26 protein-coding genes are annotated in these 25,942 nt (G+C 60.2%); 9 read left to right on the forward strand and 17 right to left on the reverse strand.

The window, feature by feature from the left end:
* Positions 1 to 9 precede the first annotated feature (9 nt).
* The 3 genes from ACW4DH_RS00810 to ACW4DH_RS00820 all read left to right on the forward strand — a co-directional run bounded on the left by ACW4DH_RS00810 (position 10) and on the right by ACW4DH_RS00820 (position 3,207).
* Positions 10 to 615: a porin family protein gene (locus tag ACW4DH_RS00810; protein WP_459634450.1), complete on the forward strand. Its 606-nt coding sequence runs from the start codon at positions 10 to 12 to the stop codon at positions 613 to 615.
* A gap of 130 nt (positions 616 to 745) precedes the next feature.
* Positions 746 to 1,234, forward strand: coding sequence for a ribonuclease E activity regulator RraA (gene rraA, locus ACW4DH_RS00815; protein WP_459634451.1), 489 nt, complete (start codon positions 746 to 748; stop codon positions 1,232 to 1,234).
* A gap of 158 nt (positions 1,235 to 1,392) precedes the next feature.
* Positions 1,393 to 3,207: a glycerophosphodiester phosphodiesterase family protein gene (locus ACW4DH_RS00820; RefSeq protein WP_459634452.1), complete on the forward strand. Its 1,815-nt coding sequence runs from the start codon at positions 1,393 to 1,395 to the stop codon at positions 3,205 to 3,207.
* Positions 3,208 to 3,303: 96 nt separating this feature from the next.
* Here the strand turns inward: ACW4DH_RS00820 and ppsA are convergent, their stop codons facing one another.
* Positions 3,304 to 5,679, reverse strand: a complete 2,376-nt coding sequence (gene ppsA / locus ACW4DH_RS00825) for a phosphoenolpyruvate synthase (protein ID WP_459634453.1) — start codon at positions 5,677 to 5,679, stop codon at positions 3,304 to 3,306.
* Between the two features lie 290 nt (positions 5,680 to 5,969).
* Here ppsA and ppsR point away from each other — a divergent pair, with 290 nt between their 5' ends.
* Complete coding sequence (gene ppsR, locus ACW4DH_RS00830; protein WP_459634454.1) at positions 5,970 to 6,803, forward strand: posphoenolpyruvate synthetase regulatory kinase/phosphorylase PpsR; 834 nt, start codon at positions 5,970 to 5,972, stop codon at positions 6,801 to 6,803.
* A gap of 43 nt (positions 6,804 to 6,846) precedes the next feature.
* Here ppsR and ACW4DH_RS00835 read toward each other — a convergent pair whose 3' ends face one another.
* The gene (locus ACW4DH_RS00835; protein ID WP_459634455.1) at positions 6,847 to 7,413 is read right to left on the reverse strand and encodes a DJ-1 family glyoxalase III; all 567 of its coding nucleotides are present in this window, start codon (positions 7,411 to 7,413) and stop codon (positions 6,847 to 6,849) included.
* A 103-nt stretch (positions 7,414 to 7,516) separates the two neighbouring features.
* A complete protein-coding gene (locus ACW4DH_RS00840; protein WP_459634456.1) occupies positions 7,517 to 8,620 on the reverse strand; it encodes an enoyl-CoA hydratase/isomerase family protein in 1,104 nt (367 codons plus the stop codon).
* 346 nt (positions 8,621 to 8,966) lie between these two features.
* Between ACW4DH_RS00840 and ACW4DH_RS00845 the strand changes: the two genes are divergently transcribed.
* Complete coding sequence (locus ACW4DH_RS00845; RefSeq protein WP_459634457.1) at positions 8,967 to 9,401, forward strand: MerR family transcriptional regulator; 435 nt, start codon at positions 8,967 to 8,969, stop codon at positions 9,399 to 9,401.
* Positions 9,402 to 9,490: 89 nt separating this feature from the next.
* Positions 9,491 to 11,197, forward strand: coding sequence for an AMP-binding protein (locus ACW4DH_RS00850; protein WP_459634458.1), 1,707 nt, complete (start codon positions 9,491 to 9,493; stop codon positions 11,195 to 11,197).
* A 70-nt stretch (positions 11,198 to 11,267) separates the two neighbouring features.
* On the opposite strand, the gene ACW4DH_RS00855 is transcribed toward ACW4DH_RS00850, so the two are convergent.
* From ACW4DH_RS00855 to ACW4DH_RS00875, 5 genes are all read right to left on the reverse strand, one after another.
* A complete protein-coding gene (locus tag ACW4DH_RS00855) occupies positions 11,268 to 11,999 on the reverse strand; it encodes an S-methyl-5'-thioinosine phosphorylase (RefSeq protein WP_459634459.1) in 732 nt (243 codons plus the stop codon).
* 14 nt (positions 12,000 to 12,013) lie between these two features.
* Entirely contained in the window at positions 12,014 to 12,595 is a 582-nt protein-coding gene (locus tag ACW4DH_RS00860) for a hypoxanthine-guanine phosphoribosyltransferase (RefSeq protein WP_459634460.1), read from the reverse strand.
* Between the two features lie 201 nt (positions 12,596 to 12,796).
* Positions 12,797 to 13,819, reverse strand: coding sequence for a beta-N-acetylhexosaminidase (nagZ, locus tag ACW4DH_RS00865; protein WP_459634461.1), 1,023 nt, complete (start codon positions 13,817 to 13,819; stop codon positions 12,797 to 12,799).
* Positions 13,820 to 13,880: 61 nt separating this feature from the next.
* Positions 13,881 to 14,399 (reverse strand): L,D-transpeptidase family protein, encoded by a 519-nt coding sequence (locus tag ACW4DH_RS00870; RefSeq protein ID WP_459634462.1) that lies wholly within the window; start codon positions 14,397 to 14,399, stop codon positions 13,881 to 13,883.
* A 3-nt stretch (positions 14,400 to 14,402) separates the two neighbouring features.
* Positions 14,403 to 15,059 carry a TetR/AcrR family transcriptional regulator gene (locus ACW4DH_RS00875; RefSeq protein ID WP_459634463.1) on the reverse strand — a complete coding sequence of 219 codons (657 nt, stop codon included), beginning with the start codon at positions 15,057 to 15,059 and terminating at the stop codon, positions 14,403 to 14,405.
* Between the two features lie 209 nt (positions 15,060 to 15,268).
* On the opposite strand from ACW4DH_RS00875, the gene lexA reads away from it, so the two are divergent.
* On the forward strand, positions 15,269 to 15,913 hold the full coding sequence (gene lexA, locus ACW4DH_RS00880) for a transcriptional repressor LexA (RefSeq protein ID WP_459634464.1): 645 nt from the start codon (positions 15,269 to 15,271) through the stop codon (positions 15,911 to 15,913).
* Between the two features lie 10 nt (positions 15,914 to 15,923).
* Positions 15,924 to 16,970 (forward strand): DNA polymerase IV, encoded by a 1,047-nt coding sequence (gene dinB, locus ACW4DH_RS00885; protein WP_459634465.1) that lies wholly within the window; start codon positions 15,924 to 15,926, stop codon positions 16,968 to 16,970.
* A 24-nt stretch (positions 16,971 to 16,994) separates the two neighbouring features.
* On the opposite strand, the gene ACW4DH_RS00890 is transcribed toward dinB, so the two are convergent.
* Together ACW4DH_RS00890 and purU are read right to left on the reverse strand one after the other, a co-directional pair.
* Positions 16,995 to 17,666, reverse strand: a complete 672-nt coding sequence (locus ACW4DH_RS00890) for an energy-coupling factor ABC transporter permease (protein ID WP_459634466.1) — start codon at positions 17,664 to 17,666, stop codon at positions 16,995 to 16,997.
* A gap of 109 nt (positions 17,667 to 17,775) precedes the next feature.
* Positions 17,776 to 18,630 (reverse strand): formyltetrahydrofolate deformylase, encoded by an 855-nt coding sequence (gene purU, locus ACW4DH_RS00895; RefSeq protein ID WP_459634467.1) that lies wholly within the window; start codon positions 18,628 to 18,630, stop codon positions 17,776 to 17,778.
* A gap of 331 nt (positions 18,631 to 18,961) precedes the next feature.
* On the opposite strand from purU, the gene ACW4DH_RS00900 reads away from it, so the two are divergent.
* Positions 18,962 to 20,533, forward strand: coding sequence for a ribonuclease J (locus ACW4DH_RS00900; protein ID WP_459634468.1), 1,572 nt, complete (start codon positions 18,962 to 18,964; stop codon positions 20,531 to 20,533).
* Between the two features lie 121 nt (positions 20,534 to 20,654).
* Here the strand turns inward: ACW4DH_RS00900 and ACW4DH_RS00905 are convergent, their stop codons facing one another.
* The 7 genes from ACW4DH_RS00905 to mobA form a co-directional block, all read right to left on the reverse strand.
* Positions 20,655 to 20,948: an H-NS family histone-like protein gene (locus tag ACW4DH_RS00905; RefSeq protein WP_459634469.1), complete on the reverse strand. Its 294-nt coding sequence runs from the start codon at positions 20,946 to 20,948 to the stop codon at positions 20,655 to 20,657.
* 169 nt (positions 20,949 to 21,117) lie between these two features.
* Positions 21,118 to 22,107, reverse strand: coding sequence for a GTP 3',8-cyclase MoaA (gene moaA / locus ACW4DH_RS00910; protein WP_459634470.1), 990 nt, complete (start codon positions 22,105 to 22,107; stop codon positions 21,118 to 21,120).
* On the reverse strand, positions 22,104 to 22,559 hold the full coding sequence (gene moaE, locus ACW4DH_RS00915) for a molybdopterin synthase catalytic subunit MoaE (RefSeq protein WP_459634471.1): 456 nt from the start codon (positions 22,557 to 22,559) through the stop codon (positions 22,104 to 22,106). The genes moaA and moaE overlap by 4 nt, the downstream gene beginning before the upstream one ends.
* Before the next feature lie 3 nt (positions 22,560 to 22,562).
* Positions 22,563 to 23,345, reverse strand: coding sequence for a cyclic pyranopterin monophosphate synthase MoaC (gene moaC / locus ACW4DH_RS00920; RefSeq protein ID WP_459634472.1), 783 nt, complete (start codon positions 23,343 to 23,345; stop codon positions 22,563 to 22,565).
* Positions 23,342 to 24,598, reverse strand: a complete 1,257-nt coding sequence (gene moeA / locus ACW4DH_RS00925) for a molybdopterin molybdotransferase MoeA (RefSeq protein ID WP_459634473.1) — start codon at positions 24,596 to 24,598, stop codon at positions 23,342 to 23,344. Before moeA ends, moaC begins: the two co-directional genes overlap by 4 nt.
* On the reverse strand, positions 24,595 to 25,179 hold the full coding sequence (mobB, locus tag ACW4DH_RS00930) for a molybdopterin-guanine dinucleotide biosynthesis protein B (protein WP_459634474.1): 585 nt from the start codon (positions 25,177 to 25,179) through the stop codon (positions 24,595 to 24,597). The genes moeA and mobB overlap by 4 nt, the downstream gene beginning before the upstream one ends.
* 169 nt (positions 25,180 to 25,348) lie before the next feature.
* Complete coding sequence (gene mobA / locus ACW4DH_RS00935; protein WP_459634475.1) at positions 25,349 to 25,942, reverse strand: molybdenum cofactor guanylyltransferase MobA; 594 nt, start codon at positions 25,940 to 25,942, stop codon at positions 25,349 to 25,351.

Below are 25,942 nucleotides of genomic sequence, written 5' to 3' on the forward strand. Positions count from 1 at the left end.
GAGAGTCTCGTGAAACTCAACACCCTGCTGACCCTGTCTCTAGCTTCATCGTCGCTGTTAGCCCTTTCTCCGGCCGTGCTGGCCGCGCCGTATAATCCCGACGGGCTGTACTTCGGTGTCGGCACCGGCTTCAGTTCTCTGAAAAACGACAGTGACGAAGTCGGCGACTTCATCGAATCGGGAAGCGAGGATTTCGATCTCGACGATGACGACAATAGCTGGAAAGTGTTCGTCGGCTACGAATTCAACGACTATTTTGCCACCGAGGCCTTCTACTCCGATCTTGGCAAGGTAACCCTCGAAGGCAATGATTTCGCCAGCAAGGATCTGGATTCCAGCGCCTATGGCCTGAACCTGGTGGGTAAACTTCCGCTTACCCAGTGGTTCGAACTGTATGCCAAGGCGGGCCTTGCCAAGTGGGACACCGATGTCGACGGCAATCTGGGCGACGTGAATGCGGACCTGGAAGACAACGACGGTGTCGATCCGGTTTATGGCGCAGGCGTGCAGCTCAATTTCGAGCCGCTTCTGGTACGTGCCGAGTATGAACGATTCGATTTCGACAGCGATTACCAGATCGATAGTTTCACGGCATCCGTGGGCTGGAAATTCTAAAAGCTGTCTGGCGGCGGTGCTGAAAGGCGCCGCTGCTATCCACCCCCTGTCCAGCAGCCATACCCCCAGGAAGGGTTCTCAAGCCGGCCGGTTGTGGCATGAACGAATGATAATATCCTAGGAGAAGCCCATGACCCATATTGTCACGCCCGACATCTGTGATGCGCATCCCGAAGTCGAAGCGCTCGACCCCATCTTCGTCAACCTGGGAGGACGCGAAGCTTTCTGTGGCCCGGTGCGTACCGTGAAATGCTTCGAGGACAACTCGCGGGTCAAGGAAGCCGTCGCCGAACCTGGCGAAGGCGCCGTGCTGGTCGTGGATGCCGGCGGATCGCTGCGTTGCGCGATGCTCGGTGATATGCTCGCCGCCCAAGCCGCCGACAATGGCTGGGCCGGCGTCATCATGTACGGATGCGTCCGCGACGTCGACATCCTGGCCGAAACCGAACTCGGCGTTCAGGCCTTGGGGACCCACCCGCGCAAGAGCGAAAAACGTGGCGAAGGCCAGCGCGATATTGCGGTAACCTTCGCCGGCGTGACGCTCGCCCCAGGGCAGTGGGTATATGCCGACAACAATGGCATCGTCGTGGCCAACGAGCGCCTGACCCTGGATGCCTGAATTCCTACGATCTGGCCTGTGTACGCACAGGCCTTCCGGCCTACCCCGTTCAGTCACGCCCGATCCCTCGCCGACGTGGCGTTAACGCCATCCTTGGCGCATTGTCACTTAACCGACACAATGAGAGGCTGCCGACGAACCACAGCTGATAGGTAGTCATGCTCGCGACACGCACCCTTTTCGCCGATATCCTTGTCCAACTGCGGGCCCATGCCCGATCGTTACTGCTCTTCCACCTATTCTTTACTCTGCTGGCGACAGCACTCTGGGTACCGTTTTCCGCCTGGACGCTGTCGACATTGCTGCGGTATATCGGCCGTCCGGTGCTGAGTAACGGCCAGATACTGGATGTGGCACTGTCGCTGCCCGGGCTGGTATGGTTGATTGTCGCGATCAGTTTCAGTTTTCTGCTTATCTTCTTGCAGCAGGCGGGCATGATGCTCACGCTGGCCAGCCCTGCCGAAGGGCGCTACCGCACGACATTCGAAGCCCTGTTCCAAGTCATCAAGCGCTTTGTGCCCCTGGCGGCGCTGACCTTTCTCCAAGTCAGTAGCCACATCCTGCTAAGTCTTCCCTTTTTGCTACTCATTACCCAGACCTACGACGCCATGCTCGGCGGCCAGGAAGTCTATGCCTTGCTGCGCTTGAAGCCGCCGCTCTTCTGGGGATTTCTGGCCGTCGCCATCCCCTTGCTGGGCATCGCCGTGCTATTGAATGCCCGGCTGTATTTTCGTTGGTTCCTGGCCTTGCCGGCCATGATGTTCGAAGGACTCGGCCCGCTTGCCGCCTTGAAGCACAGCCGTGAGCTGACGCGCGGGCGCCGACGCCATATCGCGCCGCTCGTGGTCGGCGTTGCGATATGCGTCACACTGCTTCCGATAATTTTCACTCTGATCTTCGATGCCGTGGGCGACCCTCTGCTGAGCAGTCTGCCCGACCGTATCAGCGTGTTGATTCCCGCCATGATCCTTTATCTGGCGTGTTACATCATCTCGACACTCGCCATTACCTTTCTGGGCATTGCGGCTAACAGCCTATTGGTCATCAACCTGTTTCACCGCCTCAGCGGCATCACACCGGACTTTCACCCGCCCACGGCGGCAGCGCGCTCAGGCCTGCTGGCCTGGGGTATGGAACTGCTATTGCTACTGTTTGCGGTCATTCAGGCGGCGATCATCCTCGGCGGCTTCGAGCTACGCGATGACGTGACCATCACTGCACACCGCGGCAGCTCCATGAAGGCCCCCGAAAACACTCTGGCGGCAGTCAAACAGGCCATTGCCGATGGGGCCGACTATATTGAAATCGATGTGCGCCTGCTGCCGGATGGCAACATCGTGCTATCGCATGACCGCAACCTGAAGCGCATCACCGGCTCCGATCAGGACCTTCGCGAGCTGACGCTCGAGGAAGTCCGTGAGATCGATGTCGGCAGCTGGTTCGGCGATGCTTTCGTTGGCGAACATGTCGCCACATTCGAAGAGGCCATCGCGCTCAGCCAGGACCACGCCGGGCTTTATGTGGAACTCAAGCCCGACAGGGACGATACCTCCCAGCTCGTGGAGAAGGTCATTGGCCTGCTTCGCCGCCACGCGATGCTCGACAGGTCCATTATCGCCTCACTGGACCCCGCCGTGATCAATGCAGTCGAACGCCTGGCACCCGAGGTCCGCACCACGCTTTTCGTGCAGTTTCTGTTACCCGGCGCGCTGTTTACCACCAATGCCGATATCATCGGATTGCGTCATACCCGAGCCACTTCGGATGTGGTGCACCACGTGCATCGCACGGGCCGGGAACTGCATGTATGGACGGTTAACCGCACCGGTGACATGTCGCGTTACGTGGATATGGGCGTCGACAACATCATTACCGACCGCCCCGATGCACTGGCCGAGCTGCTCGAGGAGCGCCATAGCCTGACGGATGGCGAGTTGCTGCTGATCAAGCTGCGTAATTGGCTACGTAGCTGACCTGCATAGGCGGATAACACAAGGCGCATACCTGTGGATGCGGCAAAAAAATGCCCCCGGCAAAACAGCCGGGGGCATTTCGCAACGCGGTGGCGATCAGTGGGCCGGCGACTCGCCCGCCAGCATGAACCAGGTTTCCAATACCGCATCCGGGTTCAAGGATACGGAGTCGATACCCTGCTCCATAAGCCACTTGGCAAGGTCCGGGTGATCCGACGGCCCCTGACCGCAGATACCGATGTATTTGCCTTGGGCGTTACAGGCCGAGATAGCCATGGCCAACAGCTTCTTGACCGCCGGGTTACGTTCGTCGAACAGGTGCGCGACGATGCCCGAGTCGCGATCCAGCCCCAGTGTCAACTGCGTGAGGTCGTTGGAGCCGATGGAGAACCCATCGAAGTATTCAAGGAACTCGTCCGCCAGCAGCGCATTGGCCGGCAGTTCGCACATCATGATAACCTTGAGTCCGTTTTCGCCACGCTTGAGGCCATTGGCGGCCAGCAGCTCGACGACTTCGCGCCCCTCGTCAGGAGTCCGCACGAACGGCACCATGATCTCGACGTTATCCAATCCCATCTCGTCGCGCACCCGCTTGAGTGCCCGACACTCCAGCTCGAAGCATGGGCGGAACGATTCGGAAACATAACGTGACGCCCCACGGAAGCCGAGCATCGGGTTCTCTTCGCCCGGCTCGTAGAGCTTGCCGCCGATCAGGTTCTCGTATTCGTTGGACTTGAAGTCCGAGAGCCGCACGATCACCCGCTTGGGATGGAACGCCGCCGCCAGGGTCGAGATCCCCTCGACCAGCCGGTCGACATAGAAGCTCACCGGGTCGGCATAACCCGCCGTGCGTACGTCGATGATCTGCTGCAGATCGGCAGGCAACGTCGCGTACTCCAGCAACGCCTTGGGGTGCACGCCGATCATGCGGTTGATGATGAACTCCAGGCGCGCCAGCCCCACCCCGGCATTGGGCAGGCTGGCGAAACCGAAGGCACGATCGGGGTTGCCCACGTTCATCATGATCTTGAAAGGGATTTCCGGCATCGTATCGATGCTGGAGGTCTGGCATTCGAAGTCCAGCAATCCCGCGTAGACATGCCCCGCATCGCCTTCGGCGCAGGACACGGTCACTTCACGGCCTTCCTCCAGCACCTGAGTGGCATCGGTACAGCCCACCACTGCGGGAATCCCCAGTTCACGGGCAATGATCGCGGCGTGGCAAGTGCGTCCGCCACGGTTGGTGACGATAGCCGAGGCACGCTTCATCACCGGCTCCCAGTCCGGATCCGTCATGTCGGTAACCAGCACATCGCCGGGCTGGACCTTATCCATCTCGTCGGGGCTCATGATGATCTTGACCGCCCCCTGGCCGATGCGCTGGCCGATGGCACGTCCGGAGATCAGCAAACGGCCCTTCTCCTTGAGCTGGAAGCGTTCCAGCACTCCACCCTCGACGTTCGACACTACCGTTTCCGGCCGCGCCTGTACGATATAGAGACGGTCATCATCGCCATCCCGCGCCCACTCGATATCCATGGGACGGCCATAATGTTGCTCAATGATCACGGCCTGACGCGCCAGATTCATGATCTCGTCATCGGAAAGGCAAAAGCGATTGCGATCCGCCAGCGGGACGTCCACCGTCGCTACGGAACGTCCTGCGGAAGCATCTTCGGTATAGATCATCTTGATCAGTTTCGAGCCCAATGTACGTCGCAGTACGGCAGGCTTGCCCGCCGCCAGGGTCGGCTTGTGCACATAGAACTCGTCAGGGTTGACCGCGCCCTGCACCACCGTCTCGCCCAGCCCCCAGGAACCGGTGATAAACACTGCGTCGCGGTAGCCGGACTCCGTATCCAGGGTAAACATGACCCCGCTGGAAGCCGTCTCGGAACGTACCATCTTCTGAACACCGGCGGACAACGCCACCTGGGCGTGATCATAGCCGCGATGGACACGATAGGAGATGGCGCGGTCATTGAACAACGACGCAAAGACTTCATGCACCGCACGCTTGACGTTATCGAAACCGTCTATGTTCAGGAAGGTTTCCTGCTGGCCGGCAAAAGACGCATCGGGCAGATCCTCGGCGGTTGCCGAGGAGCGTACCGCCACCTTGAGATTGGGATGCTTGACCTGCAGCTGTCCGTAGGCGTCACGCAGTGCATTTTCGAATTCAGGGGGCAACGGCGTTTCGATGACCCAGCGGCGGATCCGTTCGCCCGTGGCTACCAGAGCCTGCACATCATCGGCGTCAAGCGCCTCGAGTTCGGCATTGATACGCTCATTGAGCCCTTCATGAGCGAGAAACTGGCGATAGGCGTGAGCCGTCGTGGCAAAGCCACCCGGGACAGTCACGCCGGCACCGGCCAGATTGGAAATCATCTCGCCAAGTGAGGCGTTCTTGCCACCGACGCGGTCGACGTCGCCCATCCCGAGCTGGTCAAACCAGACAATGTACTGTTCCAAGAAAACCCCCTGTCAGGCACAAAAAGGTAAACAAGCGCATCCATGCTCGCAGTACAGCCGGCGACAGGCTCGCTGCGTCACGTATGGTGAATGTGTTTCACCCTAACAGCCGCCCGCGGTATTCGCCATTGGTCTAATAGCGAACGCCCTGGAGTATTTTTACAACAAATGAGCGTTTTGCGGCGTTTGTGTAGTGAACCGCATCGATACAGCGTTAGCGCATTGCCTGGCACACTCGCAGCGTCGACAATGACAGGCTGCTCAAGCGTCCCATTTCAAGCGAGAAAATCATGCCCCGTACCGCCTTCTTCATTTCCGATGGCACCGGCATCACGGCCGAAACCCTGGGCCGCAGCTTGCTGGCCCAGTTCGAGAACGTCGATCTGCAGTTGATCACCAAGCCCTATATCGACACGCCCGACAAGGCACGTTCGCTCGTGGCCATCATCGAGTCGACGGCGGTACGCGATGGCGTGCAACCGATCATCATCGATACCATCCTCGACCAGACGATTCGCGACATCATTTCACAAGCGCCGGGATTCAAGGTCGACATCTTCTCCACCTTTCTCGCCCCACTTGAAGAGGAACTCGGCACCCACTCGTCCTATACCGTGGGCCGTACACACGCCATCGGCCACGACGATGTCTACATGCATCGCATCGAATCGGTCAATTTCGCCCTCGACAACGACGATGGGGCCCGCACCCATCAATATGATGCAGCGGATATCATTCTGGTCGGCGTCTCGCGCTGCGGTAAGACACCCACCTCGCTGTATCTGGCGCTACAATTCGGCGTGCGTGCCGCCAACTACCCGTTTACCGAAGACGACCAGGACGAAAACGGCACGCTGAAGATGCCGCCCTCCCTGGCGCCCTATCGCCACAAGCTGTTTGGATTGACCATCGACCCACGGCGCCTTGCCGCGATACGTACCGAGCGGCGCCCCAACAGTCGCTACTGCTCGCTGGATCAGTGCATGCTGGAAATCCAGCAGGCCGAAGCGCTATATCGGCGCGCGCACATTCCCTTTATCGACACGACCCGCTTTTCGATCGAGGAAATATCCACGCGCATGATCGCCGAAACCGGTTTGCAGCGACGCTTCAGTGCCCGCTGATGGCTATACCTACCATGCCGCCCGGCGAAAGGCCGTATTCGGCTCAGGGAGTGTCCACCAGCATGGCCTCGGCAATACGGTGCGCCGCCGCATCGTCGACCAGCCGGCGGACCAGGTGCAGAGCGAAAGGGATTGCCGTGCCTGGCCCCTGACTGGTGATCAACCAGCCATCTTCGACCACGGTCATATGCGTCAGACGTCCTCCCGCTTCTTCCAGAGGCGCCTGAAACGCCGGAAAGCCGGTTACGGCGCGTCCACGAACCATGTCATAAGCCGCCAGCACCACCCCCGGCGCAGCGCAGATCGCTCCGACCCAGCGTTGGGCTTCCTGCTGGCGGGTCAGGAATCCCCTCAGGGGCAAGCAGTCGCGCAGTCTTTCGGCGCCGGGCATGCCGCCAGGCAGCACAATGAGATCATAGACCTGGTCTTCACGTAACGAGCTGAGCCTGACATCGGCAACCAAGCGGCTGCCACGTGCCAGGGTCACGGTTTCCTCCTCCTCCACCGAGGCTACGCAGACCTCGATCTCGGCACGACGCAGCACGTCAATCAGTGTAACGGTCTCGATATCCTCACTGCCGTGGGCAATGGGTAACAGTACTTGAGGCATCTCAGGTTCCCTCCTGGATATTGGGTATGAATCGCTGTACAGGGTAGCGGCCGATGAGGGACTTGCCAGTCACCCCCGCGCAGCATGTCATCCAGCGAATCGCTTACAGCGCTTCCAGCGGATGCTCGTCGGATGTCCAGAGCGGCAGAAAAAAGCCGTCGATATAGGACGATGCCACGCTGGCGACGTTCGGATACGCCCACTGCGGATTGCGGTCCTTGTCGATCAGCAATGCCCGTACGCCTTCGGCCAGTTCGGTATGCCGGCAACACTGTACCGATAGATTGAGCTCGTCACGCAAGGCGCAGGCCAGACGCCCGTGCCGGTGGCGCTTTTGCATACGCCACACCAGGTGCGCCGTCGTCGGACATCCGGCGGCGAGACGTTCCCGGTTGGCCATAAGCCAGGCGTCATCACGCGTATCGTCTAGGATGCGTTTGACCACGGCCACTACGTCGCCTGCGTCGGTTAACGCCTGAAGCGTGTCGATACGGGGCATTACCTGCCCCTCGGGCATGCTCTCGCGGGCTTCGAATTGTGCCAGCACTTGGCGCACTCCGGCATCCGGATAGCGAAGATCGGCTTCCTCAAGCGCGCCAAGCACGGCGTTACGCCGCTCGCGAGGAATCAGCCTGTCCGCCAGCCCCAACATGACGGCGTCGCGCCCGTTGAACTGAGCCCCGGTCAAGCCCAGGTAAAGGCCGATGCCGGTCGGCATGCGGCTCAAAAACCAACTGGCCCCGACATCGGGATACAGGCCGATGCTGATTTCCGGCATGGCAAGACGCGTGTTTTCGGTCGCCACTCGCTGTCCTCCGCCGGCCATCAATCCCAGGCCGCCCCCCATGACGATACCGTCGCCCCAGACAATCAGCGGCTTGGGGTAGCAGTGAATCAGGTGATCGAGCTGATACTCGGCGGTGAAGTAGGTCTCGGCAAAGGCGCTCTCGCCACCGCTATACTCGGTCATCGCCCGGTACAACGAGACGATGTCGCCGCCGGCACAAAACGCCTTGCCGCCCGCTCCCTCCAACCAAACGCAGGCAATCGAGCGATCCGCTGCCCAAGCTTCGAGCTTGGTGTAAAGCGCCTGGATCATTTCCAGCGACAGCGAATTGAGCGTTCGAGGTGCGTTGAGTGTCGCGACACCGATACGCCCGCCTTCCCGAGCCGGCAGTTCATCGAATAGAACGGGCAATGTACTCATTTCAGCGCTCCTTTCTATGGGCGTAAGGGCAAGAGACCGTCATACCGAAGAGCGGCAACGCGCGACGATGGGCCCATGCTTCACTAACGATTTTCATGGTTCTCTCTGCAGGTATATGAGTCTTTCATCAAGATTGAAACCTTGCCTTGGTCCGTCCTGTTGATGATATTGAACTTAGTATCTATTTTTAGCCGCCGCCCCTTATCCAGCTTGCAAGGCTGCTGGCGCCACGTCTTCACTCCTGCACATACTGTTTATGCCCGCCTGCTTTACGTTAACGTAAACCTCCTCTAGTCTGAGGCTGGTGGCCTAGTGCCGTGGCCGACCCATTCAAGGACCGTCTCTCATGCCATCCCCTACTCGCACCGTTGGCGGCACCCCGTCCCGCCGCACCTATTCCATCGGCGAACTCGCCAGGCGATTTGACGTTACAGCCCGGACGATCCGCTTCTACGAGCAGGAGGGACTGCTGGCTCCCGAGCGTCAGGGGCAGACTCGCATCTATCATGAAAAAGATCGCGTTCGCCTCAAGCTGACGCTGCGGGGGAAGCGGCTGGGATTCTCCCTGGCTGAAATTCGTGAAGTCATTGGGCTCTACGATGACGAACACGACGGCGATGCCCGCCAGCTCAAACGCATGCTCGATATTCTCGCCGACAAGCGCCAGGGGTTGGCGCAACAACTGGAAGACATCCACGTGATGCAGCGCGAGCTGGAAGACGTCGAAGGCCGTTGTCAAGATGCGCTGGCCCGTCTGGAACAGGAACGCCTGCCCAGCTGATCTCGGCGCAGTGGCTTTCTTGATACAAGCTCGAACAGCTCTGAACTCTGGTGCCCTGCACCCACCATAACGACAAGACAGGAGTTGAGATGACACCCCACACCCCCACTATCCCCGCTCAAGGCCTCAGCTATGTCAGCGGCGTCAGTGAGACGCCGCTGAAGGGTCAAACGGTGGGTGACTGCTTCGATGAGATCGTCGTACGTCACGGCGACCGCGATGCGCTGATCAGTCGCCACCAGGGGATTCGCTACACCTGGTTTGAGTTCAAGCACGCCGTCGACCAAACGGCCCGGGCGCTGCTGGCGATCGGCGTCGCCAAAGGCGATCGCGTCGGCATCTGGGCGCCCAACTGTGCAGAATGGTCGATCATTCAGTTCGCGACCGCCAAACTGGGCGCCATACTGGTCAATATCAATCCCAGTTATCGGGTCCATGAGCTGGAGTACGCGCTCAGCCAGTCCGGGGCGTCAACGCTGGTACTGCAAGGCGGTTTCAAACAGGCCGATTACGTCGCCATGCTTGCCGAGCTGGCGCCGGAAATCGACGCCGGCTCGCCTCGTGAATTTGCCAGCGCGCATCTTCCCCATCTCAAGCGCTTGATCTGTCTCGATCCCGCCATGGCACGTCCCGGCATGTGGACGTGGGAGTCGCTGCAGTCCCATTCCGACGCAGTGAGCGCCTCATATCTTGCCGAACTACAGGCCAGCCTGCAGTTCGACGACCCCATCAATATCCAGTACACCTCGGGCACCACCGGTGCGCCCAAAGGGGCCACCCTCTCGCATCACAACATTCTCAACAACGGCTTCTTCGTCGGTGAGCGCATCGGCCTGACCTGCGAAGACCGCATGGTCATTCCCGTACCGCTGTATCACTGTTTCGGCATGGTAATGGGTAACCTGGGCTGCATGACCCATGGCGCAGCGATGATCTACCCTGACGCCGGTTTCGACCCGTTGGCCACGCTGACTGCGGTAGCCGAAGAAAGGGCCACGGCGCTCTACGGAGTGCCGACCATGTTCATCGCCGAACTGGAACATCCGCGATTTTCACATTTCGATCTTTCCAGCCTGCGGACCGGCATCATGGCCGGCTCCATCTGTCCCATCGAAGTCATGCGCCAGGTCATCGACAAGATGCACATGCAAGAGGTGAGCATCTGCTACGGCATGACGGAAACCAGTCCGGTGAGCCTACAGACACAGACCGACGCACCGCTGGAAAAACGGGTCACCACCGTGGGCACCATTCATCCCCATCTCGAAGTCAAGCTGGTCGACCCCGTGACCGGCGCGGTGGTCGCCCGAGGCGCGAAAGGCGAGCTGTGCACGCGCGGCTACAGTGTCATGCTGGGGTACTGGGAGAATCCGCAGGCAACGGCCAAGGCCATCGACGACGCCGGCTGGATGCACACTGGCGATCTCGCGGAAATGGATGCAGAGGGCTATGTCGCTATTACCGGGCGGATCAAGGACATGATCATTCGCGGCGGAGAGAATATCTATCCCCGTGAAGTAGAGGACTTTTTGTACACTCATCCCGCAGTATCCGACGTACAGGTCATCGGGGTGCCCGACGAGAAATACGGCGAAGAAGTGATGGCCTGGGTCAAGCTTGTCGCGGGCCAATGTCTGGACGAAGAGCAACTGCGTGAATTCTGTCGCGACAGAATCGCTCATTACAAGATCCCACGTTACGTCAAGTTCGTCGAGACCTTTCCCATGACCGTGACCGGCAAGATCCAGAAATACAAGATGCGCGAAGTTGCAATTCATGAACTCGGGGGACAATAACCGCCGCGTTACCCCGCGTGTCGATCCCCACCGAACGATCGGTGGGGATCGACACGCGGGGATGAGTGTATTACCCCTCAAGCATGGCGCTGACGATACGCCTGATACGCTCGGCTCCCCCCGCCTGGGCCGCCTCGATCTCGACCATGGAGATCTCGCGCTCGACGACACCCGCCGCTGGGTTGACCACTAGCGCCAGGCAGGCGTAGGCAATATCCAGCTCACGCGCCAACACCGCCTCGGGCATGCCCGTCATTCCCACCAGTGTGCAGCCATCGCGCGCCATACGGGCGATTTCGGCCACGGTTTCCAGACGCGGCCCCTGGGTGCAGCCATATACGCCCCCGTCGTGCAAGGGCTCCGCAGCCCGCCTCGCGGCATCACGCACCGCCTCGCGCAGCGACACCGTGTAGGGCCAGGAAAAATCGACATATTTGAGCGGCTTGTAGCGTCCGTCGAAATAGGTCGATTCGCGCCCCACCGTATAGTCGATCAGCTGATCGGGAAGTACCAGGGTGCCGGGGCCCAACGCCGGGTCGATACCGCCCGCCGCATTGATCCCGACGATGCATGTCGCCCCGGCTTTTTTCAGTGCCCAGATATTGGCGCGGTAATTGACCCGGTGCGGCGGCAGCTTATGAGGATGACCGTGGCGCGCCAGGAACAGGAGCTCCCTTTCACCCATCGCACCATGTATCACGCCCGATGAGGCCGCGCCAAGCGGTGTTTCCGAGGTATGCCGCTTGATGACCTCCAGCCCCTGCATCTCGGTCAGGCCCGCACCGCCGATGATCGCCAGCATGGTTCTCTCCCGCCTCAGAGCCCCTTCGGAGCAAAGATGCCCGGGGCATTGCGCCAGTATCCCTTGTAATCCATACCGAAACCGAAAACGTAGCGATCCGCGACTTTCAGGCTGCAATAATCGGCCTTGAGGCCGGGAACCGCCTTGCGATCATGGTTCTTGTCGACCAGCACCGCCGTCGAAATACTCGCCGCACCGGCGTCGCGGCAATACTCGAGGATCGCCGCCAGTGTCGAACCCTCGTCGAGAATATCGTCGACGATGACCACATGCCGGTTGGCCATGGGAACTTCCGGCGATACCCGCCAGAACAACTCGCCGCCGCGTAGCCCGCCACGATAACGCGTGGCGTGCAGGTAATCGACTTCGAGCGGGAATCCCAGGCGCGTCAACAGATGGCCGGTGGTAATCAGGCCACCGTTCATGACGCAATAAAAGACCGGCAGCTTGTCACCCAGATTGGCGGTAATGGACTGCGCCATCCGATCCAGGGCAACTTCCACTTCCTCTTGGGTGATCAGACAATCGGCATGGGCCATGACATCCCGCATGGTGGCCAGCGATTCATGGCAAACGGCAGAAGCTTGTTTAGGCATCGGACTCTTGATTTTCACGGCTGGGCTGGAGGCTCAGCGCCCAGGCAGGCGCTGAGCCTCCAAGATGATGAAAGCGGTACGGTCAATGACAGGCCCGCTGCGCCTGCGGCACCCTAGCGCCTTGTCCCGCGTTGCGCAACGTCGGCATGAGGATCCCAGAGAGATCATAGGGACTCTCCCTATTGCGCCCGGGCCGTCGCGTTATTCAGGCGATTCTTCGGACATGGCCTGCAGGCGTGCATGCGTACGGCGCCAGCGCGTCAGGGCCGTCAGCGTCTCCAGCCCCGGCCGGGCGCGGGCATAGCGCAGCTTACCCAGCCGCCGGGAAGGTCTTCCTTCGCACGCCTCAAGCACTTCTACCGCGGCCTGGCGGTCATTACATACCAGGACCATGTCGCACCCCGCCGCCAACGCGGCCAGGGCACGCTCGGCGGGGCTGCCGGCAACATGCGCGCCGGCCATCGACAAGTCGTCGGAAAAGATCACCCCCTTGAAGGCCAGCTCCTCGCGCAGCATCCCAAGCCAGCTCGGCGAGAAACCGGCGGGACGCCGGTCGAAGGCCGAAAACACCACATGGGCGGGCATTATGCCGTCCAGGCGCGACGCCAGGGCGGCAAACGGCACCAGGTCGCGAGCACGCAGTTCGTCAAGCGAACGCGGATCTTCCGGCAGCGCCAGATGAGAGTCGACATTCACCCCGCCATGGCCGGGGAAATGCTTTCCCACCGCCACCATGCCGGCTTCGTGCAGACCTTCGATGAAGGCGCCCGCCAGCGCGCTTACCGCCTGAGGATCGGAGGCAAAGCTGCGATTACCGATAGCGGGCGAGGCATTGTCGTCGATGTCGAGCACCGGCGCGAATGACAGATCGAGCCCACATGCGGCCATTTCCATGCCAAGCAGCCATCCTGCATCCTGAGCCAGGGCAAGCGCCTCTTCCGGCGATTCCCGGTGCAGTCCCCCGAAACGAGCTGCTGGCGGCAGGCGGGTCACACCCTCGCGCAGGCGTTGCACCCGACCGCCTTCCTGGTCGATTGCCAACAGGATATCGGGGCGAATTTCGCGTACCGCACGGCTCAACTCCTGCACCTGTTCTGCGCTTTGCGTGTTGCGTGCAAACAGGATGACGCCGCCGACTTCGGGACGCGCTAGCAAGTGCCGTTCGTCCTGCGTCAGGGTGGTGCCTTCCAGATCCAGCATCACCGGGCCGAGAGGTTGGGTCATCGTCACGTTCCTGGAAAATGAAAAGGGATTCTAATCGACCCGGCCGAGCCATCACAATGCACTATAGATGCAACCAGACAGGGGTTCCCGGCACGGCCCGTTCAAAGACGTCCATTAATGCCGCGTTACGCAGACGGATACAGCCATGGGACGCAGCAACCCCCATCGGTTCGTCGGGGGGAGTGCCATGCAGGTAAATGTAGCGGCGCTGGCTGTCATTCTCGCCCCCACGATTCATACCGCGCTCCAGACCGCACAGCCACAGGATTCGCGTCAGGATCCAGTCCCGATGGGGATACTCCTGCGCCAGAGCGGTCGTGTAGATCTCTCCCGTGGGGCGACGTCCGCGAAATACACTATCCACGGGCTGGCCTGCCCCGATTGCCGCGCGGACATAATGCCAGCCTAGCGGAGTCTGTCCGCTGCCTTCGCGTTGTCCCACGCCTGCGGCACCCGTCGACACCGCATACTCTGCGCACACTTCACGTCCCCGCCATAGGCTGAGCCGCTGATGCGTGACATCGATTTCCAGCCACACGCCCCGCTCGGGAGGCAAATGCTGCAGACATGGTGTACGCATCGCTTAGCTTACCTGCTTGATTTCGGCATCCGGCAAGGGTGCGGTCATTCCCGCGACCACTACCGGGCGCAGACGGCGGATCAGTTCCCGCACGCTTACATGCTCGCCGAAATCTTTCTCGGCGATATCGCGTAAGGCATCCAGGCCGGAAAGCGTGAAGATTACCGACCCCAGCATGAAATGAAGCCGCCAGAAGCGCTCGGCATCCGGCAGATCCGGCGTCGCCCGACGTACCAGCGCTGCAAAGCGTGCGAAGACACTGCCGTAGTGCTCCTGGATGTAACGACGCAGATGACCTTGTGCCTGAGTATAGGCGAGCCCCAGCAGGCGCATGAAGGTTTTCAGACTGTTACGCTCGGCGGGCACTTCAAGCACGGTACGTGCCATGGTTTCCAGCAGGACCTCCAAGGGAATCACATCCGGGTAGCGGCTCTCGAGAGTATCCAGCGCGGCGTGGAAACGTTGGGTAAAGGGATCGAGATAGCGGGCGAAAACCGCCTGGATCAGGGACTTCTTGGAACCGAAATGATAATTTACCGCCGCCAGGTTCACCTTGGCCTTGCTAGTGATATTGCGCAGTGAAGTTTCGGCAAACCCGCGCTCGGCGAACAGCACTTCAGCGGTATCCAGAATGCGTGTCACGGTATCAGTTTGGGCCATGGGAATGCCTCGCTCCGGCCATAAACAGTTGTTTTAAACGCTATGATTCTACGCGCACAACTTTTGACTCACAATGGCAACGATTAAACGTTCCATGCCTGCCGGCACGACCGCTTTGACGGAAGAAGTTGCAGACACCGAAATACTGGATACAATCACATACTGTACAGCCGAACACTTCCAGCCCAACACAACTCCGCGGAGGTTGCATGTCCCGCCCGCTCACGCCTCGCCAGCAGAACGTCTACGATTTCATCGTCAAAACGATAAACGAATTCGGCTATCCTCCGACGCGGGCTGAAATTGCGCGAGCCTTGGGATTCCGCTCTCCCAACGCCGCGGAAGAACATCTGCGGGCGCTCGACCGCAAGGGCGTGATTCGCATGATTCCCGGCACTTCGCGGGGTATTCGCCTAGCGGCCACGGAGCTCGACACATCCGCCCCCACCAATGATCAGGGACTTCCCATTATCGGTGAGGTAGCCGCCGGGAGCCCGATTCTCGCTGCCGCTCACATCGACCGTCACTGCCCGTTGCCGCCCGATTATTTCACGCCGCGTGCCGACTACCTCTTGCGGGTGCGCGGACTGTCGATGAAGGATATCGGCATTTTCGACGGCGACCTGCTTGCCGTGCACCGCACTCAGCGTGTGCAGAATGGCCAGATCGTGGTGGCACGACTCGAGGACGAGGTGACGGTAAAACGCTTCAAGCGCGAGGGACACCAGGTCTGGCTGCTGGCGGAGAACTCCGATTTCGCCCCGATCGAAGTCGATCTGCGTCATCAGCCTCTGGAAATCGAAGGTCTAGGGGTCGGTGTGATCCGCGGCGGCGACGGTAGCGGTCTGCACTGACCTTGGCACGATGCGCAAGATTCTCCATGCCGACTGCGACTGCTTTTATGCGGCAGTGGAAATGCGTGACGCTCCGCACCTGAGCGGGGTTCCTCTGGCTATCGGGGCCAGCCCCGCGCAACGCGGTGTAGTGGCGACCTGCAACTACCCTGCCCGTGCGTTCGGCATTCATTCTGCGATGCCCACGGCAAGGGCACTGCGGCTATGCCCCGAGTTGACCCTCCTGCCACCAGACTTCGATAAATATCGCCAGGTATCGGCTCAGATCCAGAGTATTTTTCATCAGCTTACGCCCTGGGTCGAACCGCTTTCGCTGGATGAAGCCTATCTCGACGTTTCCGAAGTCACCGGCTGGCATGGCAGCGGGACCTGGATGGCCCGTTGGCTGAAACAGGAGGTTCTCTCGCGCACCGGTATTACCGTTTCCGTCGGTGTCGCCCCCAACAAGTTTCTTGCCAAGATCGCCAGCGATTGGGAAAAACCCGACGGGCTGTTCGTGATTACACCCGATGCCATGGAGGATTTCGTCAGCCGGCTCGAAGTCAAACGACTGCATGGTGTCGGTCCTGCGACGGCGGCGAAACTCGAAGGCATGGGGATACGCACCTGTACGGACCTGCGCCACCGATCTCTGGCGGCACTGACGGAGCGTTTTGGCAAGTTCGGCTATCGGCTTTTCGACCTGGCGCGAGGAGTCGATGATCGTCCCGTCAAGGTGGAGCGTGAACGCAAATCGGTCAGCGCGGAAACCACCTTCCACCAGGACCTTCCCGACCTGAATGCCTGTCGAGACGCCTTATCGTCTCTCATCGAGCGACTGAACGCGCGCCTGCAACGTCACGGCAATCCGGCCATTCACAAGCTGTTCGTCAAGATCCGTTTCGATAACTTCAGTAGCACTACGCTGGAAAGCAGCGGAGCTCTCCCCGAGCCCGAGAGATATTGGACGTTGCTGGAGAATGCCTGGCAGCGCGGTGCACGTCCCGTGCGACTGCTCGGGGTCGGTGTCAGGCTGGTGCAGGAAGACGCTACGCGACAGTTGGGTCTATTCGACTGAACTGGCCGAAATCAGGCCGAGGGATCACTTGGTATCGAGATAGCGATGGGCATCGAAAGTACGGACCCAATCCGGATGATAGGCGGCCATGATGCTGAGCAACATGCCGCTGATAAACGCCTCGGAAGGCAGCAGCATGGGCAGGAACAGTGCATATTCTCGCACTTGGCTATGCACTGTCGGATCATGGCTGCCAAGCCATGCAAAGACTATGACGCCAATCCCGGTACCCAGTAAGGAGAGCGCGGCGCCGAAAAAACCGCAAAGGAAAATGTAGATGAAATAATTGTTCGGCAGGAAGCGATCGACACCGCGCCATATACCATGTGCGATCAATACCGGTATCACTGCGGTGACCACATAGTTGACCCCCAGCAACGACCATTCGACCTTCCCCACCAGCACCATGCCGACGTTGATGGCTGCAAGCGAGAGTAATGCCAGAGGCGCGCCGAAGACCAAGGTCAGCAGTGTGGAAAGCATTAAGTGCAGGGTCAGCCAATCCACCGCCTGGGCACGTAACTGCCAGAGCAGCAAGGCGCAAACCGTGGCGCCCAACAGCCGATGCTGCAGTCCCCGCTGTTGTACCAAGGTGCGCCACGGTGCCTGCCAACCCGCCAGCATCAGAGACGCGACGGCCAGCAGAGCCGCCAGCGCCAAGCTCCATGGCGCCAGCACGGTAGCCGAAAAAGACATGCATTACCTCGCTGCCATACCACTGTGGTTAACGCACGCCGCAAAGCCACCTATATCCAGCTACCTGCTGGCGCACTCACGTTACGTAACCACCTGAGCATCATGGCACTCAAGCAAAAACCACCGTTTTGTTGCCGTGGATCAGGACCCGGTCCTGCAAATGCCAATGCAGGCCCCGTGCCAGTACCGTCTTTTCGACATCGCGGCCGAAGCGCACCAGATCCTCCGCCGTATGGCAGTGCGAAACCCGATGGATGTCCTGTTCGATGATCGGCCCCGCATCGAGTTCCTCGGTCACGTAGTGGCAGGTAGCGCCGATGAGTTTCACGCCCCGCTCGTAGGCTTGATGGTAGGGCTTGGCGCCAGCAAATGACGGCAGGAAGCTATGGTGGATGTTGATGACTTTCCCGGCATAACGCTGGCATAGCGTTGGCGGCAGAATCTGCATGTACCGCGCCAGGACGATCGTGTCTGCCTCAAGCGCATCGATCAGGCTCTCGACATCGGCAAAGGCTGCCTGCTTGTCGTCGGCGTTGACCGGAACATGGTGATAGGGTACGCCATGCCACTCCACGAGGGAGCGCATATCGTCATGGTTGGAAATGACGCCGACGATGTCGCCGTCGAGTTCTCCGGCGGTCCAGCGATAGAGAAGGTCCACCAGGCAGTGCGAGGCTTTCGAGACCAACAGCACCATACGCTTGCGACGCGCGGTATCGGTCAACGCCCAGTCCATTTCGAACTCCGCGGCGATGGGCGCAAAGGCCTCACGCGCGCCTGCCGCATCCAGCCGTAGGGAAGCGGCCTGGATCTCGTAGCGCATGAAAAAACGTCCGGTCGCCAGGTCGGAGTGCTGGTTGGCCTCGGTGATCCAACCGCCATGACTGGCGATGAAGCTTGAAACCCGGGATACAATACCTACCCGGTCAGGGCAGGAAACGACCAAACGATATGAATGAGACATGCAAAACCGCCATAAAAGGGAGTGAGATCATCACGCGGCGGCATCGATCAGGACGCGCACACGACACCAGAGCAACCGGCAGGCATGTGGCGAGCGAAAAGTACCGCCGAAGGGGGCATGATTGTAGCGATTGCTACCCTTTGCGTCAGCTCCGAGATAGCGCCTGGCGTGACACGCGACGGCCTGCGTTGTGAGGGCACGGCCTCATCCCGTATAGTGGAAGCCTTACTCCAGCCTCAGGTCAGTAATGCTGCAACCCCGCGTGCAAGTCCGTATACGTCCTCGTCCACCTCTGCATTTTCTCCCGTTGGGTGGCTGTGGCGAGATCGGCATGAATCTCAGTCTGTATGGATACGGCGATCAGTGGATCGTCGTTGATTGCGGCATGATGATTCGCCAGGACCTCACGGATACGCCGCTGCAGGTGCCCAATATTGACGAACTGCCAGGCCTTGGCATTACCCCCAGCGCGCTGGTGCTCACCCACGGTCATGAAGACCATCTCGGTGCCGTGGCCTGGCTATGGCCACACTGGAATTGTCCCATTTACGCGACTCCGCTGGCGGCAGGTTTACTGCGGGCCAAGTTTGCCGAGCATCACCTGGCGTCCCATGCCATCGAGATCATTGAGCCCGGCGACGCCGTGGAAGTCGGCGCTTTCTCGCTGCGCTTTCTCCCCCTGCCTCACTCGATCCCGGAGAGCTGTGCGCTGCTTATGCTGACGCCCCATCACCGGGTGTTGCACACCGGCGACTGGAAGCTCGATCCCGACCCCTTGATCGGCCAACCGATCGATGCGGAACTGTTTCGCTCCCTGGCGCCAGTGGACCTGTTGATCGGCGATTCCACCAATGCGCTTGATCCGGGCCACTCGCGCAGCGAAGGCGACGTTGCCCGTGCCCTTGAGGAAACCCTGCCGCAATGCTCGGGACGTGTCGTCGTCAGCTGCTTCGCCAGCAACCTCGCCCGGGTTCTCGCGCTGGGCCGCGCCGCACAACGCAGCGGGCGCCGCGTCAGCCTGATGGGGCGCTCCATGGAGCGCATGGTCCGGGTGGCTCGTAGCCTGGGTTACCTAGAGGATTTCCCCCCTCTGGTGCCGGTAAGCGATCTCGGTTATCTCCCCCCCGAGGAGATACTGGTCATTGCCACGGGTAGTCAGGGGGAGCCGCGCGCCGCACTATCGCGGCTCGCCCAGGGCAGCCACCCCCACTTCGAGCTTCATTCCGGCGATTCGGTTATCTTTTCAGCCCGCGCCATACCGGGCAATGAAGTGATGATTACCCGGCTTCAGAACGGTTTGAAGCGTCTTGGCGTCACGATATTCGACGAACACAGCCATCCGGGCCTGCACGCCTCGGGGCACCCGGCCCAGGAGGAGCTGCGCACTTTCTATCGGTGGGTCAAGCCGAGGTATCTATTACCGGTACATGGCGAGCTCGCCCACCAACAGGCGCACCAGCAGTTGGCGGAGGATGAAGGCATCCAGGCCCCGTTGATTCCTCAGGATGGCGATCTGATTCGCTTCGACAAGCAGGGACTGGCACTCGAAAGGCGCCATACTCTGATTCCGCGGATCGTCGAGCAGAATACCGTAAAGCCCCTTGCCGGTTTGAACAAAACTCGCACGGCGACGCATAGGCGCGGTGGCACACTGTCAGTCACCCTGCCTGTCAGACGCATGGAAACCGGCTGGGCCCGTATCGGGCGGCTGTTATGGGAAGCCAGCGCAGAAACCCCACTCGACGATGTGGCATTCGCCGACTGGCTGGATGACACCCTTGCAGAATTGCAGGCAGACAACGTCGCGGACGTTCGGCGCCAGCTTCATTCGCCACTGGTACAGTGGCTTGACCAGCATTTACGTCACCTGCCCGATATCTACCTGCATATCATGCCGGCATGACGCCGATAAATCCTACTTGAACACTGCCAATGCCAACATACGTGGAGGCAAATCGCAGCCATAAAAAACGGATCGAAAGATCCGTTTTTTATGGCGCCGGCGTGTCGTTATTGCCGCCCCTTCATTCGTCGTTACGTTTACCTTTCGGCGGGCGCCCACGACGCTTACGGGGCTGTTCACCCATCAAGTCATTCAATGACAGGCCCGCATCGTTGATGGCTTCACGAATCTCCGCCAGCTTGCGCTCTTTGGAGGCGCTTTCAGCTTGGCGCTGCTGTTCTTCCTGCTGCTTCTGTTCAATAACCTCTCCGATGACTTCGGCGAGCTTATGTAATTGCTCCATACTCAGCTGACGAGCTGCTGCACGCGCCACATTCTTGTTCCGAGCGATGCGCTCTAGAGAGTCGGTGGACATTGTCCTCCTCCATGCCGAAGTCACGATTCAGTACCACTGCGATTTGTGGTAAAAAGTATATGCCTCGCATGCTTTTTAGCAAGAAATGTCACTCAAAAAAGAACGATATTCTTGAATTTCAGTCGCCATGAGTGACGGTGAAAACGTGCGTATAAGCGCCCAGTCTGATTCATCCCCCCGTCATATTCATGAAGCGCACCACCTGAACATCCCCATCGGTTGTAAAATGGTGGCGTTCGGGCTTAAGCGGCATGGCTTCGATGATACGCTGCTTTAAGCGCTCGATATCGCCGGGGTGTCGACATAGCACTTCACGCAAATCGACTGAATGTTCGTTACCGAGGCACAGTAGCAGCCGGCCTTCGACGGTGACCCGAACTCGATTGCATGTCGCACAGAAATTATGGCTATGCGGGGAAATAAAACCGACGCGCGAGTCACTATCGCTCATGCGAAAATAACGGGACGGTCCCAGAGTGGACTCCGTCGTGGGTAACAAAGGATAGCGCTGCTCGATGCGCGCCTGCACTTCGTCACTGGAACAGTAGGTCTCTTCACGCGAGTGATCGGAAACATCGCCCAGCGGCATTTCCTCGATGAAGCTGATATCGAGCGCTTCATCGCGGGCAAAATCGACGAGATCCAACACCTCATCGTCATTGCGCCCCTTGAGAATCACTGCGTTGAGCTTGATCCGCTCAAACCCCGCATCACGCGCGGCACGAATGCCGTCTATGACCCGATTCAGATCGCCGGTACGCGTCAGTTGGCGAAAACGCTCGGGATCGAGCGAGTCCAGGCTGATATTCAAGCGTGAAAGCCCACCGGCCTTGAGGGCTCGGGCATGCTTGCCCAAGCCCGCACCATTGGTGGTCATGGCAAAGTCCTTGAGACCCGGCAACGCCCCAATCTCGCTGACGAGGTCTTCGATTCCACGGCGCACCAATGGCTCCCCGCCGGTGAGGCGGATCTTTTCCACGCCCAGTTCGACAAAGGCCCGCGCCACCAGATTCAGCTCTTCCAAGGTCAGTACCTGGGCGCGAGGCAGAAACGTCATGTCCTCGCTCATGCAATATACACAGCGAAAATCGCAGCGATCAGTCACGGAGATGCGCACATACCGAACCGTACGCTGGAAACTGTCTATCAACTCCGTCATATCTCCTCCCAGCGGCGTGCGTCCCGGTGATCGCTGTCACGCTCGGAAACCCAATAATCCCCGCTTGTGGTGTGTTCTTTTTTCCAGAATGGCGCGCGCGTCTTGAGGTGATCCATCACAAAGTCACAGGCTTCGAACGCCGCGCGGCGATGAGCGCTACCCACCACGACCAGTACGATAGGATCCCCCGGCTCAAGCTTACCGATCCGATGAATGACACGGACGTCGATCAACGGCCAACACTGCATGGCCTGCTCCGCAATCGCCGCCAACGATTGCTCGGTCATCCCCGGATAATGCTCGAGCGTCAACGCCTGAACCTCGGGACGCTCGCTAAAGTCTCGTACCAGCCCTGTAAAGCTGACCATCGCCCCAATATCCGAACGATGCGCGCTCATGGCGCGCTGCTCCTGGGCGACATCGAAAGGCGCTTCTTGCACACGTACCAGCATGAATCAGCCTCCTGTCACGGGCGGAAAGAACGCCACCTCATCCCCATCGGTGAGCAGGCTGGCGTCGGTTGCCATCACTTGGTTGACCGCACAAAGGACCCGCGACTCGTCGAGTATCGAAAACACCTTGTCGCGCACTGCAAGCGCGGACTTCAGTCCGGCAACATCATTGCCCGCGATGGCCTCGAGAGGAATATCGACCTCAGGAAGGTGAACCCGTTCACGCAGCTCGGCAAGAAACTTGACCCTGACCAGTGGTATCTCGGACTCGCCTTCCGGCAAAGGGGCATCGACAACGACGTCCCGGTCACCCGCCTCGCGCTGCCAGTCGCCCGACTTACCGCCCAGCTTGCTTTCCAGGCGAATATCGGAAATTCGCATGCCCTTATCCACTGCCTTGCACATGTCGTACAGCGTAAGACATGCCACCGATACCGCCGTGAGCGCTTCCATCTCGACACCCGTGCGCCCGGTGAGGCGGCAGCGGGCCTCGACATCGACACACGTCTGTTGTTCATCCAGCTGAAAATCGATGCTGACCTTGGAGAGCATCAGCGCATGACATAGCGGAATCAGTTCGTGGGTACGCTTGGCCGCCTGAATACCGGCGATCCGTGCCGTCGCCAGGACATCGCCTTTGGGCAGACCGCCCTCAGCGAGCAGCGCCAGGGTTTCCGGTAGCATATGGATACGGCCACGAGCGACGGCCTCACGGCGGGTTTCGGGCTTGTCCGCAACATCCACCATATGGGCTTCGCCGCGGGCATTGAGATGGGACAGGCTCATGTCAGGTCACCAAAGGGTTGAATCGTCACGGGCATCCCGATACCAATCTCGGCATGTTCGGGTGCAATTTCTATCAGACAGTTGGCTGCCGCCATCGAGCTCAGCAGGCCCGAGCCTTGTCGCCCGGTGGTACGGACCTGCAGCCGGTGGTCGTCTCCCATGAAGTAGACGCCGCGATGATAGTCGGTGCGCCCTTCACGGCTAGCGAGAGTTTCGCAGGCCAGCGCACTCAAACGCACCGGCTGCCAGTGCTGTTCGCCTTGCAAACGGCGCAGCAGCGGCTGGACAAACTGCAGGAAGGCCACCATGGCCGCCACGGGGTTGCCTGGCAGTCCGAAAAACGGTACCCGCCCTACACTGGACGTGAGCCAGCCGAACGCCAGCGGGCGGCCCGGGCGCATGGCGATCCGCCAGAACCCGAGTTCACCGCCGGCCGCCTGGAGCGCCGGCTTGATCCAGTCCGCCTGCCCTACCGAGACGCCCCCGCTGGACAGCACCATGTCAGCGCTGGCACTGGCACGCGACAATCCCCAGGCGATTTCCGACGCATCGTCGCGCAGTATGCCCAGGTCCTGCACCTCACCGCCCAGCCGGTTCAACAGTCCCGTCAGGGAAAAACGGTTGGCATCGTAGATGCCTGCACCGGGCAAAGGCTCACCCGGAGCCGTCACTTCATCGCCGGTGGAGAAGACCGCGACCCGGACCCGGCGATGCGTTCTCACCCGCGCCAGCCCCAGCGACGCAATAAGGCCGAGATGCTGCGGTCGAACCCGGGTCCCCTTGCGCAAGGCCAAGGCGCCTTTGGCCAGATCTTCCCCGGCCCGGCGCACATTTTGTCCCCGCTGCACCTGATCGGCCTGCAACAGTCTGACGGCGTCCTTCTCAAAGGCTAGCTGCTCGCGCATGATCACGCTATCGGCCCCTTGAGGCAGGGGGGCCCCGGTCGTGATCGATACCGCCTCCCCCGCCTTCAGCGTACCGGGGAAACGCTCACCGGCCAGCACTTCCCCCGCCAGCCGCCAATACTCCATGGGCGAGTCTGGCCAGGCGACGGCGATGCCATCCAGGGCGGCATTGGTATTTTGCGGCACGTCGATCGGCGAGATCAGATCCTCGCCCAGTACGCGATCCAGCAGCCCCGAAAGACATACGGGCTGCGTCTCGACGGCATCGGGTGCCATCGCCAGCAGCGCCGACAGCGCCTCCTTCACGCTCAGTAGACGCGCCTCCAGGTCGAAGCAGGACAGGCTCATGAGTCCGGCTCCGCAGCACAAGACTGACGCGGGCCGCTGCGCATACGCATCCAGCGTGCCGGCCAGGCGGCGACCCACTCGGCGATGGCGTCATGATCGTCCAGGTCCAAGCGCTCCACATCATATGGGACTTCGACGTCGCCCTGAACGGCCGCGGCGCGAACCCAGGCGTCCTCGCCGGCCAGCAGCGGCTTGCCCAGCGAGACGCGATGCAGTTCCAGCTTGGGAATTGGCCACTCCTTGAACCCTTCGACCAGAATCAACGCCGGTGCCAGCGGCTCGACCTGAGCGATCATGGCGCCAAGATCGGCCTCCTCCTGCCCCGGCGTTTCCATCATCAGCGCAAAACGCTGGCTTGACGCCACGACCATCGGCACTGCCCCCGCCGAACGCAGGCGGTGACTGTCTTTGCCCGGCTGGTCCACATCGAAGCGATGGTGGGCGTGCTTGATCACGGCGACACGCACGTTGCGTGCCGTCAAGCGTGGCAGAAGAGACTCCAGCAATGTCGTCTTGCCCGTCCCGCTCCAGGCGGCAATTCCAAGCAATGGCGTATTCAGCGTCTCAAGTGACAATGCCATTGAAATTCAGTCCTTGTCGAAGGCGGCGCATCATCGAAAAACAGTTGCCCTAGTATTGCACTGAATGGCTTCTCACCCCAGCCGAATCGACGCGATGAACCTCCAGGGAGAGCGAAGATCAATAGCTGCTGAAAGCGCAGAAAAGCCAGCGTGCAGCCTTATGAAAGCCTCAAGGGTAATGCCGCATGGAGCGCTCCAGCGCATCGCGTTCGTCGGGTGAATTGAGGTTGGAAAAGGCTTGCGGCATATCCGAGAAGTCCACATGGCACCAGGCATGACGTGCATAGAAGCGGTCTATCTTGCGCTCGCCGTCCGCCAATATCTGGCCAAGATCGTCGCGCAGCGCGGTACGCATCAGGGCGACTACGGGATGGGCGCGCTGACCGTCATGTGCCACGCCGATATCATGCTGCTGCGTTCCATGCCTCAAGCGCTCGACAAGCGTCACGGGCAAGGCCGGGGAATCGCAGGGCACGATCAATGTCCATGGCGTCTCGACCGCACACATACCGCTCCAGATGCCCATCAAGGGTCCCTGGTAGCCCGCGTCACGATCACTGACGACCGGGTAGCCTAGCTGGCGGTAGGCCTGCTGCGTTCGGTTGGCGTTGATCAGCACCGCCCCGACCTGATCCGTGAGGCGCGCCAGCACATGCTCGATCAATGGCCGACCCATGAACGGCTCCCAGCCCTTGTCACGCCCGCCCATGCGTCGTCCCTGGCCGCCCGCCAGAATCACGGCGGTGATATCTTCTGCCTGCAT

The sequence above is a fragment of the Halomonas sp. WWR20 genome, assembly GCF_054602495.1.